Source organism: Vasconcelosia minhoensis LEGE 07310, from assembly GCF_015207255.1.
Lineage (GTDB): Bacteria > Cyanobacteriota > Cyanobacteriia > Phormidesmidales > Phormidesmidaceae > Vasconcelosia > Vasconcelosia minhoensis.
Window position 1 is genome coordinate 22982 of sequence record NZ_JADEXG010000018.1, and the last position, 13471, is coordinate 36452.

The window sequence follows — 13471 nt, forward strand, 5'->3', positions numbered from 1 at the left end:
AACTTGCAAAAGTGGGATGCACTCAGTCTCTGTGAGCTTAACTGATAAAGGTCCGGTATCAGAAAAAAGGCTGAGAGCCGTCATGGGTGCCAAGCTAGAATACATGCACCACTACAGTTTTGATTAATTAACTATGCTATCGGCTGAGACAGCTGCTGTTCCTCAAGATTTGATCTGGCGCATGGGCGTGGAGCATTACCACGCGATGATTCGCTCTGGGATTTTGACCGATGACGATCCGGTAGAGCTGCTGGAGGGGTGGCTGGTTTTCAAGATGCCTAAGAACCCGCCCCATCGGGCCGCCACCCGGCTGATTCGGGAAGCGCTGGAATCTATTATTCCAGCGGACTGGTATGTCGATTCGCAGGAGCCGATTACGCTGGCTGACAGTGAGCCAGAGCCGGATGTGGTCGTGATTCGAGGCGATACTCGGCAGTATTTAGACCGGCATCCGGGGCCGGGTGAGGTGGGGTTGGTGATTGAGGTGTCCGACACAACTTTGCAACGCGGTAAGCGAAGCCATGCCTTAGGCTATCGCACCTCCAAAAAACGAGCCTATGCCCGAGCCGGTATCCCCACCTACTGGATCGTTAACCTGCCTGAAAAGCACATCGAAGCCTATTCGCAACCGACCGCAGCCGCAGGCGCTACCTACGAACTCCGGCAGGACTATTCCCTAACCAGCAATATCCCAGTTCGGCTCGAAACGACCTGTATCGGCCTACTGCCGGTGAATGAGCTATTGCCCTAATGCTGTGAAGGGAAACGGCTTTTGGGGAATCCATTCAGCCCAGAGCTGCGCCATCGTGCCGTCGGCGGCTAGCTCATCCAGGGTCTGGTTCAGGGCGTTCAGCAAACTTTGGCGGGACTTTGGGACGGCGATGCCAAAGGGGACTCGGGTCGGTAGGCTAAAGGCTAAGCGCAGACTAGGATCGTCTTCGGCGGCGACGATTAGTACGAGCTCATCATCAATTAATGCATCAATCTGGCCATTGTGGAGGGCGTCTAGCATTTCGGGGAGGACGCGATCGCTCCCTGGAAACGGCACCGCTTCCGCCCCCGGAAAATCTTTAACTAGGGCAATATTCGTACTGTCCGCCAGCCCGCCAACTCGCTTTCCGACTAAGTCTTGAGCCGAATTCACCTGACTGCCCTGCCGCACCAGTACCGCTTCATCAAACAGGCCGTAGGGCCGAGTAAAATCTGCCCGCTGCTGCCGTTCGGTCGTAATCGCCTGATTAAACCAGACCACATCGTACTGGCCCGTCTCCAGGCAGCTGTAGAAATCCTCCATCGGCAGATTGTGCCAGACCGGCTCCAGCCCCAGCCGCTGACAGACAGCCCGAGCTAGGGCAGGTTCGTAACCTATCCGCTGTCCGTCAGCATCGATGGCGCTCATCGGGCGGGCGTCAAAGTCACTCGCCACAATCTGGAGCGAGCCCGGCTGAAGGGTAAACAAATCTTGAGAAGTCACGCAGCCTAGCGCTAAATGCAGATCTCTTGAAGCGAACTTATTATAACAGGCCAAAGACTGCCTATTTGCAGCAGACTTGGCCATTGTGAAAAGAACGCCACTCAGGGTGTACCGCAATTTAGGAGCAGAAGCGCATAGCAGGTCTAACAAAGCTGACCAACCTAATTGTTTTAATTTTGTCAGATGAAAACACTATGGACATTCCCTTGCAGGGTTACTAGAAGTTCTAGCCTATAACCTGTAAAATCAGGGAAATAATCTTACGTCAGGGTTGGGCTTAACCTTCAAGGTTAAGCCCAACCCTGATTTTGTAAACATGACCGATCAAACCTCCGAGCAGCAGACCCAGGGCTCAAATGAGCCCTTTCCTATTGTTGGCATTGGCTCTTCCGCTGGCGGGCTAGAACCCACCTCACAGCTCCTGAGCCACCTGCCGGTTGACATGGGTATGGCGTTTGTGGTGATTCAGCATTTAGCGCCCGATCATCCCAGCCTCTTATCTGAGCTGCTCGGCAGACGGACGGAAATGCCGGTGCGCCAGATCGAAGACGGGATGAACATAGAGCCCAATCATGTTTACGTAATTGCGCCCAATACTCAGATCACGCTTAATCAGCAAAAGCGATTCAAGGTTGAGCCGCGCGACATGAGTCCGGGTAAGTTCAAACCCATTGATCTTTTCTTTCAGTCGCTGGCTGAGGTTTGGGACAGCAGCGCTATTGGCATCATTTTATCGGGTACCGACGCTGATGGCACCTTGGGGATGAGGGCCATCCGAGCGGCCGGTGGAATCACGATGACGCAGTGTCGAGATACGGCTGAGTTTAGCCAAATGCCGATCACGGCAGCCGGCGATGGAGACGTTGATTTTGTTCTGCCGCCTGCGGAGATTGCTGAAGAGCTCGTCAGGATGAGCCAGCATTCTTACGTTATTCAGCCTAGCATGGCTCCTGCTGACGAGCCCCCGCCGTCAGAGTCCGATTCTTTAGCGACAGTCTTCAGGCTGCTACGTTCCGAGACCGGTGTAGACTTTACCCACTACAAGCACAATACCTTTAATCGTCGGCTCATGCGGCGAATGGCGCTGTACAAGTTTGAAAATTTAGAGGACTATATTTCGTATTTGAGAACGCATCCAGATGAGCTGCAGGCCCTCTATCAAGATGTCATTATTACCGTTACGAGCTTTTTCCGCGATCCTGATACCTTTATTGCCCTGAAAAATCGAATCTTTCCTAGAATTCTGCAGGAGAAAACCGATGACGCGGTAATTCGAATCTGGGTGCCGGGCTGCGCAACGGGAGAAGAATGCTACTCCATGGCTATCTGCCTGCTAGAGTTTTTGTCTGAGCAGCAGATTAAACCCAGCATCCAAATTTTTGGTACAGACATCAGCGAAACCGCGATCGACAAGGCGCGGACGGGCATCTACAACGAAAGCGCCATGTCTCCAGTCTCCCACGAGCGCCGCCGTCGCTTTTTCCTCGAGGTGGAAAGCGGCTATCAGGTGACTCAATCGGTGCGCGAGCTATGCGTCTTTGCCAAGCAAAACCTGATCAGCGACCCGCCCTTTTCCAACCTGGATTTGGTCAGCTGCCGCAACGTGCTGATTTACTTTACATCAATCTTGCAAAAGCGGGTGCTGCCGATCTTTCACTACAGCCTCCGGCCCAACGGCTATCTGACGCTGGGCGGCTCCGAGAGCGTGGGCGAGGCGTCAGACCTGTTTACCGCCGTCGATAAAAAGCATCGCATCTACGGGCGAGCAGCGACGCCCTCTCGTCTAAACTTTGACTTTGTGTCCAGCGATCAGCTGACGGTGGTGGCTAAGCCCAGCGGCCAGACAATAGGAGATCCTCGCACCGGACTCAGCATGCAGCAGAAGGCGGACGAGATTGTATTAAATCAGTATGCCCCAGTTGGGGTCGTGATCAATCAGAAGCTTGATATTTTGCAGTTTCGCGGCGATACCAGCCCCTACCTCAGACCCGCCTCTGGGGAACCGAGCTTTAACCTGCTGAAGATGATCCGCCCGGAACTGCTGTTGGAGGTTCGTACAGCGGTAAACCAGGCCAAGCGGCGAGAGGCTCCTGTGCAAAAAACAAAGCTGCGAGTCGATGGAACTTCATCGCTAGAAAATGTCCACCTTGAGGTGGTTCCATTTAAAGTGCCAAATGTCCAGGAGCCCTATCTACTAGTTCTGTTTTCCCAAATATCAACGCCGTCAGTGGAGGAACCACCCAATGCAATAGACAGCAGCGACTTGGATGCAGAGCCCGAGATCACCCGGCTCACGCAGGAACTCGCCGACGTTAAACAGGAGCTGCAAGAGACGCAGGCCCATTTGCAAACCACGATTGAGGATCAGGATTCGACGAACCAGAGCCTGACCACGGCCAACGAGGAGATTCTCTCGAGCAATGAAGAGCTGCAGAGCATTAATGAAGAGCTGCAAACGGCTAAAGAAGAAATTCAGGCGGCCAATGAAGAGCTCAAGACCACCAATGAAGAACTCCACAGCCGCAACCTGGAAGCCCGCCAGGTTAACAACGACCTGATCAATCTGCTCAACAATGTCAATATCCCGATCCTGATGCTCTCCAGCGAGCTTCGCATCCGTCGGTTTACACCCGCTGCCCAGCAAATTTTTAACCTAATTCCGACTGACGTGGGGCGTCCGGTCAGCGATATCCGGCTCAATATTAACGTTCCCGATTTAGAGAATATGCTGCGACAGGTAATTGATACGCTAAGTATGCAAGAGCGGGAGCTGCAAGACACCGAAGGGGGATGGCATCTGCTGCGGGTGCGGCCCTATAAAACGACCGAAAATCAGATCGACGGGGCAGTGATGACCCTCGTCGATATTGACGCGCTTAAACGAACCATCGAACAGCTGGAAGTTTCTCGAAACTATGCTGAAAGCATTGTTGAAACGGTGCGCGAGCCGCTCATTGTACTCGATGCAGACCTGCATATACAGCGAGCCAATCGAGCCTTTTATGACGTCTTTCAAGTGGTACCAGCGGCCACTGAGCAGCGGCTGATTTTTGAAATCGGCAATGGCCAGTGGGATATTCCGGAGCTGCGATCGCTCCTAGAAAATGTTTTCACCAACCACGTCGAGCTGCGAGACTATGAAGTTGAGCAAGACTTCGAGCAGATCGGGCATAAAGTGCTGCTGCTGAATGCGCGCAAGTTTGCGCAAGGCGATGACCATCGCAGAATTTTGCTCGCGATTGAAGACATTACCGACCGCAAGCAGGCCGAGGCTGAGCGCACCCGTCTGCTGCTAGCGCAGCAGGCCCAGGCTGAGGCCGAAGCAGAGAATATTCGAAAAAATGAGTTTCTCTCGATGCTCTCCCATGAGCTGCGGACGCCGCTCAACAGCATTTTGGGCTGGTCACAGATTCTCACTCAGCGGCAGCCCCGCCCAGAGGTGATGGCTCGGGCCCTAGAGGCCATCAGCCGCGGCGCTCGCACTCAGGCCCAGCTGATCGAAGACCTGCTCGATATTTCCCGGATTATCCAGGGCAGGCTCCATCTAGCGGCGCGCCCCACTAACCTGACTTCAATTATACGGTCAGTGATTGAGTCTTTAGAACTCACGGCTGAGCAGAAGCAAATCCGTCTAGAAGCTCAGCTAGACCCGACTCCAGGTAGCGTAATTGTCGATCCTGACCGGATGCAGCAGGTCTTTGCCAACCTCTTGATCAACGCCATCAAGTTTACGCCCGAGGGGGGCCAGGTTGAGGTGCGGCTTACCTACAGCGAGAGCGAAATTCAAGCGCAGGTCATTGACACTGGCAAAGGTATTAGCCCTGAAATTCTACCTCATATTTTTGAGCGCTTTCGTCAAGACGATAGCTCAGCGACGCGCAGCTACGGCGGGCTAGGGCTAGGTCTTGCTATTGTCCGCTACCTGGTTGAAGCCCACGATGGTATCGTTACGGCTGAGAGTGAAGGCGAGGGGCAGGGGGCAACCTTTACTATTGCTCTGCCACTAGTCCTAGCGGACGTGCCGCCAGCTCGGCCATCTGCGCTACCCGAGGCCGATGATATTCGCCTCACCGGGGCGCGACTGCTGCTAGTCGATGACGAAGAGGACAATCTGGCTCCGCTCAGATACGTCCTAGAGGCCCAGGGAGCAACCGTTATGACGGCTATATCTGCCGCCGCGGCCCTAGAGAAACTAGTAGAGCAGAGGCCCGACGTGCTGATTAGCGATATCGCCATGGCCGACATGACCGGTATTGACATGATTCGCCTGGTGCGATCGCGTCCGCCAGAGCAGGGAGGAGGGGTACCCGCGATCGCGCTCACAGCTTACGCCGCCGACAGCGAAGTTCAGGAGATCCTGGCCGCCGGGTTTCAGCACCATATTGCCAAACCGATCGACATCGACGAAGTCATCGCCCTGATCGCTAGCCTGGTGAACAGCTGACGACTTGGAGAGCATCTTAGTTTTAAAGGTTGCGGCAGGCCCTCATCCTAAATCCTTCTCCCGGGGGGAGAAGGACTTTGATCTCTGGCTCCCCTTCTCCCCGGGGAGAAGGGGCCGGGGGATGAGGGCTTCGAAGAGCGACCTACCTCTCCGACTTGTACATACACGGTAGCCCTGAGGTGAGAGACTTTGATACCTGTCCTAGTACCTCTGTCAGGACAAATTCTAGGTGATTTTGCACATCTTCATTTGTCATTCGTAGCACTCGCAAACCACAGGCTTGCATCCAAGCATCCCGCTCGGCATCTTGCTCAGTTCTACTGTGGTGAATACTGCCGTCTAGTTCAATGACAAGCCGAGCTTCATGGCAGTAGAAATCAGCAATGAACTGTCCGATGTTGTGCTGACGGCGAAATTTGACACCGTTGAGGCGACGAGCTCGCAAGCATTCCCAAAGTATCTGCTCTGAGGGAGTTTGCTGCTGTCTAAGCTGACGCGCACGAGTGAGCAGCGCTTCAGGAATTCGGCGATCGCGGCCTGATAGATGAGAGATATCTGTCATAAAAAGAGTTTGCCCATTAAGGCAGGCTTCATCAACCAGGCTTTCTTTCTCCCCAGGAAGCTACTGTATACATAACTGGAAGATATAGCTGAAAGTATTGACTCGCCCTCATCCTAAATCCTTCTCCCGAGGGGAGAAGGACTTTGATCTCCGGCTCCCCTTCTCCCCGGGGAGAAGGGGCTGGGGGATGAGGGCTGCAATATTCGTACTGTCCGCCAGCCCGCCGACTCGCTGCCGATCTGAAGTGAGCCGGGCCGAATTGTCAATAAACCTTGAGATGCGACGGGGAGAGTAACGTCATATACAGTTTTGCAAAAACGAACTTATTATAACAAGTTAACAGCTGCCAATAGTGCAGCCGACTTGACCGTTTAGCGTCAGCTCAGGGGTGACCTATGACCTACGAACCCATTCAGCTCACCGCCGCCCAGCTTCAGCAGTTTGAAGACGACGGCTTTTTAATTATTGAAAATCTGCTGCCGACCGAGCTGGCCCATACCCTAGCCAGTCGCCTCAATCCTCTATTTCACGGCGAATTTGAAACCGGCATCTATCCCGACGAGTGGTACTGGCGACCCGGCCTTAGCCTGCCCGACGTCACCCGCGAAATGTGCAACGCCTGGAAGTGCGATCGCACCATTGCCAGCCTGGTCCTATCCGCCGAAATCGGTCGGCTCTCAGCCACCCTGGCCGGCTGGGACGGCGCTCGTATCGGACAGGACAGCCTGTGGATGAAGCCACCGGGGGCCAAAGCGATCGCGATGCACCAGGACGGAGCCTACATTGACTACCTCGACCCGCCGTCGATGATGACCTGCTGGATTGCCCTGGACGATGCCTCTGTAGCTGACGGCACGCTGATCTACGCCCGGGGTTCCCACAAGTGGGACCTGGTAGACGTCAGCGGCGAATTTCACGCCCCGACTAAGGACTACCGCTGGGCCATGCTTCAGGCCGCTGAGAAGGCGGGCGTTACCGAGCCCGAGCTGGTCGTCGTCGATGTTCCCGCAGGCGGCTGCGCCTTCCACCACGGCCGCACCTGGCACGGGCTCTGCAAAACCACGCGCACCGAAGGCGTCTTCCACAGCATCGGGCTGCATACCCTGCCCGCCCAGGCCCGATTCCACCCCACCAACGCGCCCGGCTACATCTATGGCCGCTATAAGCGCATCGATGATTTAGAACTGGATGAGAGCTTCTTCCCCATCCTCTGGCAAAAAGACGGCTATCGCACCCCATTTTTGAGAGACTACTGCGAAGATGCGCTGCTTTCTAGAACGGTAAACCGTTTGACGACAGCCAGCGTTTGAATCCGGTAGCCTGCAATTGGGGCAGAGCTCCTCAAAGCTTCCGATTCCAACCTATCCTCAACCTTTACCATCCTATGACCTCTAAAACCTGTCAGGGAGAGCCCTTTGGCGGCTTAGGCTACGACTATGACCCGCAGTGGGTGCTGACGCCCCAGCAGCAGCAGCTCCAGACCCGGCTGAGGGAGCTATGCGCGACGGTGCTGAGGCCAAACGCGATCGCGTCCGACCGAGAGCTGATCTACCCCCGCGAAAACTTCGAAGCGCTGGCTTCCCTGGGCCTGTTGGGACTGCTCGTGCCCGCCGAATGGGGCGGCCTGGGCGAAAATCACGTCTGCGCTGCCATGGTAGTCGAAACCATTGCCCGCTACGGCTGTCCCAGCACCGCTATGTGCTACACCATGCACCTGGGAGCCGTCGCCGCTGCCCTCTTTCGGGCGCAGGACAATCCCGAACTCCAGCAGCTGCTGAAGCGGCTGGACGCAGAAGTCTTCATCGGCACGCTGTCCTACTCTGACCCCGAGACCGGCTCGCACTTCTGGTATCCGGTCTCCTCCAGGGCAGAGCAGACCGCAGACGGCTGGCAGGTTTTCAAGAAAGCCTCCTGGACGACCTCAGCCGGATTTGCCGACTGGTACGTGGTGCAGACCACCAGTCCCAACTTTGACGGAGACTTCTCCGATCTCTCCTGTTTCCTGATCTATCGTGACGAAGTTCAGGCAGAGCCCCATAAGTGGGACGCCCTGGGCCTGCGCGGTAATCAGTCCGGTACGCTGCTGGTAGATGGCGTCAGCATTCCATCTCAACGGATGATTGGTCCTAGCGGCGATGGCGCTTACTCGAATGACGAGATTGTTGATCCCTTCTTCCTGCTCTGTTCTTCTGCCTGCTGGAACGAAATTGCCATGGGCGCGATCGACATTGCCAAAAAGCACGTCACCCGAAAAAAACACGTCGATGTGGGCCTGCGCGTTGCCGACTATCCCACCATCCAGGACTACTTTGGTGAAGCGGTAATTGACACTAACGCCTGTCGGATGTTCACCCTGTCCATGGGCCAGCTGATGGACCAGCTTACTCATGACTGCGACTGGTCTATTCACCAGGACGCAACCGCTATGCCGCGCTCGGCCTATCTGCACTGGTACTGGCAGATTAAGTTTGCCGCCGCCAAAAACGTAGCTCACGTCTGCGACAAAATGCTCCACGCCTGCGGGGGTTCCGGCTACAAAAAAGACATGGAAATCGAACGCTACCTGCGCGATGGCAAGGCGGGCTGGGTGATGGGACCGACCAACGAAGTGCTGCGGCAGTTTGTCGGCAAATCGGCTCTGCTCGGCTTTGAGGCTCTGGACTACTGGAGCCAGCAGGTGAATGAGCGAGTGCTGCACAACGAGGTGAAAAAGATGGATGCCGAAGGCAAACGCCAGCTGGCGGAACAGCTTTTAGCTGAAGTTGAAGTTGAAGCCGAACAGCCCGCTGTTAACAAGCCGCTGGTCGCAAGTACGGTTTAGAGTTAGCGCGATCGCACTAGCATCGTAAGAACATCGGTTGGGTAAAGTCCTTCGGGCATGGTTTCGCTAAAGCGGTAGCGCAACCCAACAATCTGTATCTCGGATCACCTATACTTTTCCCAAAATTTACTAAGCCCATCTACATATTGGAACTGAACCCATGACAATTGCCCAGGAAAGAACTTCGTCCAAGGTCGCTTATACCGTCAATCATCCGCTGTCTCCGCTAACGCCGGAGGAAATTACAGCGGCGGTGGCGATTGTGAAACGAGAGCAGACTTTGGGCGATCGCGTCCGCTTTGCTACCGTGACGCTGAAGGAACCAGCCAAGCCCACGGTGCTCAGCTTTCAGCCGGGCGACCCGATTGAGCGGCGGGCCTTCCTAATTTTGCTCGACAACGACACCGCCAAAACCTACGAGGCGATCGTCTCCCTCACTGAAGAAACCGTCGAGGACTGGAAGCATATCCCCGACGTGCAGCCGCCGATCATGCTGGACGAGTTTATTGACTGCGAGGCGGCGGTTAAGGCGAATCCTGAATTTCAGGCCGCGATCGCGAAGCGAGGCATCACCAATCCCGACCTGGTCATGGTCGATCCCTGGTCAGCGGGAAATTACGGCTTTGAAGATGAAAAAGGTGTGCGGCTGTCGCGGGCGCTCTGCTGGGTACGGGCCAACCCAACCGACAACGGCTATGCCCGCCCGATTGAGGGCGTCGTCCCTGTGGTGGACCTCAACAAAATGGAGGTGATCCGGGTGGAAGATCATGGCGTAGTGCCGCTGCCGCCGGAGGATGGAAACTATTCGCCTGAGTTTGTCAGCAACTACCGTCAGGACATTAAGCCTTTAGAGATCGTTCAGCCCGAAGGCCCTAGCTTTGACGTGGAGGGCCACGAAATCCGCTGGCAAAAGTGGCGGATGCGAATTGGCTTCACGCCCCGCGAAGGGCTGGTGCTCTACACCGTCAGCTACAACAACGGCGGCGTCGAGCGGCCCATTTTCTACCGCGCCTCGCTGGCCGAGATGACCGTCCCCTACGGCGATCCCGAGCCCCATCACTACCGCAAGAATGCCTTTGACGTCGGCGAATACGGCATTGGTTCGCTGGCCAATTCGCTCAAGCTCGGCTGCGACTGCCTGGGTGAAATCACCTATTTCGACGGCTACATTACCAACTCCAAAGGCGAAGTGGTCCAGATTGAGAACGCTATCTGCCTACATGAAGAGGACTTTGGCATTCTTTGGAAGCATCAGGACTGGCGCACCGAACAGACTGAGGTGCGGCGATCGCGGCGGCTGGTGGTCTCCTTCATCGCCACTGTTGGCAACTATGAATACGGCTTCTACTGGTACTTCTACCAGGACGGCAACATCCAGTACGAGGTCAAGCTAACCGGCATTCTCAGCACGGCAGCCGTAATGCCGGGAGAGCAGCCTAAGTACGGTGTGCTGATTGCGCCCCAGCTCTATGCGCCAATCCATCAGCATGTCTTCAATATGCGGCTGGATATGTGCGTAGACGGCGAACAAAACTCGGTTCACGAGGTTGACATTGTCCAAGCTGAGGACGCTGAAAATCCCTACGGCAATGCCTTCTATACTAAGTCTACCCCGCTTACCACGGAGCAGGAAGCGCAGCGATTGTTCGACCCGTTCAAAGCCCGCTACTGGAAAGTCGTTAACCCCGCCAAAACCAACGCCGTTGGCCAGCCGGTCGCCTACAAGCTCATGCCCGGCGAAAATACGCTACCCATGGCTCGCCCCGAGGCCAGTGTAATGAATCGCGCCACCTATATGACCAAGCATCTCTGGGTGACGCCCTACCACGAGGCAGAGAACTTTCCCGCCGGCGACTATCCCAATCAGCACCCCGGCGGGGCCGGACTGCCCGAATGGACTCAGGCCGACCGCTCGGTCGAGAACACGGACCTAGTAGTCTGGTATACCTTTGCCCACAGCCACATGCCCCGAGCCGAAGACTGGCCGGTGATGCCCACCGCCTATATCGGCTTTCACCTGAAGCCACTGAATTTCTTTGACCAGAACCCAGCGAATGATGTGCCACCCTCGAAGGGCCAGAGTTGCCATTGAGCTATGGCCTACCTCAGCTGATGTTCTTCTCCATACACCAATAGGCGCTCGATGGTGGTGAGGTGATACTGCCAGGTGCGGCGGCGGTAGGGGGCGCTGGCCATGTGCAGGGTGAAGCCGCTGCCCAGGTGGTTTTGGAGAAGGCGGAGGCGCGATCGCGCTGCCGTCACTCCTTGTCGCGAGGGATTCGCCGCCAGAGCGGCCAGCTCATCCCCCAGCTGATTGGCCTCAGCCGTCCACTGCTCCAGCCGGTAGGGGGGCATTTCTAATAGCTGCTGAGACAGGAGCCAGTTCCATTCTTGCTGGAGAGCCTGGTAGCGGGCCGCCGCCGTCGCAAACGGCTGCTGCTGGGGGGGAGGAGAATCGCGGGCGGAGCCCTGGGTGACGGCAAGGATTTTTTGCAGGCTGCCGTTGAGATTTTCGGCCGCGAATAGGGCGTAGCCGCTGACCGGCAGGTCGCGCAGCAGCTGAATCTGGTCTAGGGCGGCAGCGTTGACCAGGGGCAGCAGGCGAATGCCGGGGATAATCAGCGTTGCTCCGTAGTCGGCCTCCACCGTCCAGGGCCGAATTAGGGTCTCAAAGCGGGGCGTATCCAGGGCATAGCTCATCAGCACAATCCAGTCGAGGTCGCCCTGGATCGCCCAGCGGTTCCAGTCCTGCTGGAGCACCTGCCGCCGCTCATATTCCGACTGGGCAAATACCGCCGCCGAGATTACCAGATTGGGCCGCAGTCGCCGCAGCTCCTGGGATGCTTCTGCGACAAAGGTGCTGACCTGCTCGACCCGAAAGTCTGTCCACTGCTCCCAGAGAAGCTGCTGGCGCTGGCGCTCCGGGCCGACCAGCCAGGTGCTGCCGGGCGGGGTGAGGGTGAACGGATCGACGCCCGTCCGCTGCTCAAACTGCTGACGGGCAGCCCGGCCATAGCCAAAGGTGCGGTTGGCCGCCGGGTCTTGAAAGGGATAGCGAATATAGTCCAGATGAATACCGTCTACGTCGTAGCTGGTGGCAATTTCACCGAGCAGCCGCTGGATATAGCTGCGCACTTCTGGATTGGCCGGGTCATAAAACGGCTTGGTCTGGCCCGATAGCGTTAGACGGCCCCGGTTGTCGTAGGCGGCCCAGTCCGGATGCTGGGCCAGCACCGGCCCCGGATAGCTGATCGGTCGGTTCACCAGCGGGTTGTGCCGCTCGTTGCCCGCGGCGAAGACCCAAACCCAGGCGTGGACTTCGATGCCGCGCTGGTGGCCAAGGGCGATCGCGGCTCGCAGCGGGTCCCAGCCGCGGGTCAGCGGGTTTTGCTGCGGTGCCACCTGGCTGGGGTATATGGGATAGCCCGCGTTTACCGTTTCGACGAAGACCGTATTGATGCCCGCTGCGGCCAGCCGGTCGAAGATGCCGGTCAGTCCTGCCGCCGAACCGGCCTGCACAATCGTCCCCCGGTCTAGCCAGATCGCCCGAATCTCCGGCTGGGCCAGCCGCTGGTCGGTCGGGAAGCTGGTCTGGAGCGCCTGTCGCGACTGAAGCCAGCGCTGCCACAGGGTTTCGTAGTCACCCTGGTTTACTAGGCTGGGCCAGTCCTGGAGCAGCTGCTGGGCATGAGTCAGGATAGGGGGTAGCGACCAGCGGGTGTTAGCGGGAGTTAGGCTGGCGGTGCGGGGGGACGCGATCGCGTCTGCCTGGAGCCGAGTGGGCTGGCCTTGAGCGTTCACTATTAACAATGCGCTTTCGTACCGTCCGACCAGGTTTTCCAGCTCCTGACGCATGGCGGGCAGCAGCTGCGGGTCAAAGCTCGCCGAGCCAACCGGGATGGCCGGGGGGGCGCTCTGTCCTTCGGGCGGCAGTGCCTGGGCCAGTCTCAGCTCAGTTCGGGAACTCACCGGCTCAGCAGGTTGGTGAGCGAGTCCGGCTGGGGCCAGCGCCAGCAAGGCTGTGGTGAGGCTAATGAGGCGGGATGCGATCGCGAAATTCAAAGGAACAAAGGCCGAAAAAGTGGGTCGTCAAAAGGATACTGCAAAGCAGGTTAACCAAAGTAGCTTAGAAGCCAATCGATTGGGGGCTGCTGGGGCGGCTTTAGAGAG

General features: G+C 56.8%; 8 protein-coding genes. 5 read left to right on the forward strand and 3 right to left on the reverse strand.

What is annotated here, in order from left to right; all coding sequences use genetic code 11:
- The first annotated feature begins 133 nt into the window (after positions 1–133).
- A complete protein-coding gene (locus IQ241_RS09585) occupies positions 134–751 on the forward strand; it encodes a Uma2 family endonuclease (RefSeq protein WP_193906423.1) in 618 nt (205 codons plus the stop codon).
- Here the strand turns inward: IQ241_RS09585 and IQ241_RS09590 are convergent.
- Positions 740–1474, reverse strand: coding sequence for a substrate-binding periplasmic protein (locus IQ241_RS09590; protein WP_322743615.1), 735 nt, complete (start codon positions 1472–1474; stop codon positions 740–742). The genes IQ241_RS09585 and IQ241_RS09590 overlap by 12 nt on opposite strands.
- 316 nt (positions 1475–1790) lie before the next feature.
- Here IQ241_RS09590 and IQ241_RS09595 point away from each other — a divergent pair, with 316 nt between their 5' ends.
- On the forward strand, positions 1791–5918 hold the full coding sequence (locus tag IQ241_RS09595; protein ID WP_193906426.1) for a CheR family methyltransferase: 4128 nt from the start codon (positions 1791–1793) through the stop codon (positions 5916–5918).
- A gap of 142 nt (positions 5919–6060) precedes the next feature.
- On the opposite strand, the gene IQ241_RS09600 is transcribed toward IQ241_RS09595, so the two are convergent.
- Positions 6061–6480: an endonuclease domain-containing protein gene (locus IQ241_RS09600; protein WP_193906428.1), complete on the reverse strand. Its 420-nt coding sequence runs from the start codon at positions 6478–6480 to the stop codon at positions 6061–6063.
- A 395-nt stretch (positions 6481–6875) separates the two neighbouring features.
- Between IQ241_RS09600 and IQ241_RS09605 the strand changes: the two genes are divergently transcribed.
- From IQ241_RS09605 to IQ241_RS09615, 3 genes are all read left to right on the forward strand, one after another.
- A complete protein-coding gene (locus IQ241_RS09605) occupies positions 6876–7790 on the forward strand; it encodes a phytanoyl-CoA dioxygenase family protein (RefSeq protein WP_193906430.1) in 915 nt (304 codons plus the stop codon).
- 74 nt (positions 7791–7864) lie between these two features.
- Positions 7865–9301: an acyl-CoA dehydrogenase family protein gene (locus IQ241_RS09610; RefSeq protein ID WP_193906432.1), complete on the forward strand. Its 1437-nt coding sequence runs from the start codon at positions 7865–7867 to the stop codon at positions 9299–9301.
- A 160-nt stretch (positions 9302–9461) separates the two neighbouring features.
- Positions 9462–11393, forward strand: coding sequence for a primary-amine oxidase (locus IQ241_RS09615; RefSeq protein WP_193906434.1), 1932 nt, complete (start codon positions 9462–9464; stop codon positions 11391–11393).
- A gap of 8 nt (positions 11394–11401) precedes the next feature.
- Here IQ241_RS09615 and IQ241_RS09620 read toward each other — a convergent pair whose 3' ends face one another.
- A complete protein-coding gene (locus IQ241_RS09620) occupies positions 11402–13270 on the reverse strand; it encodes a glycoside hydrolase family 10 protein (RefSeq protein WP_193906436.1) in 1869 nt (622 codons plus the stop codon).
- Positions 13271–13471: the final 201 nt, after the last annotated feature.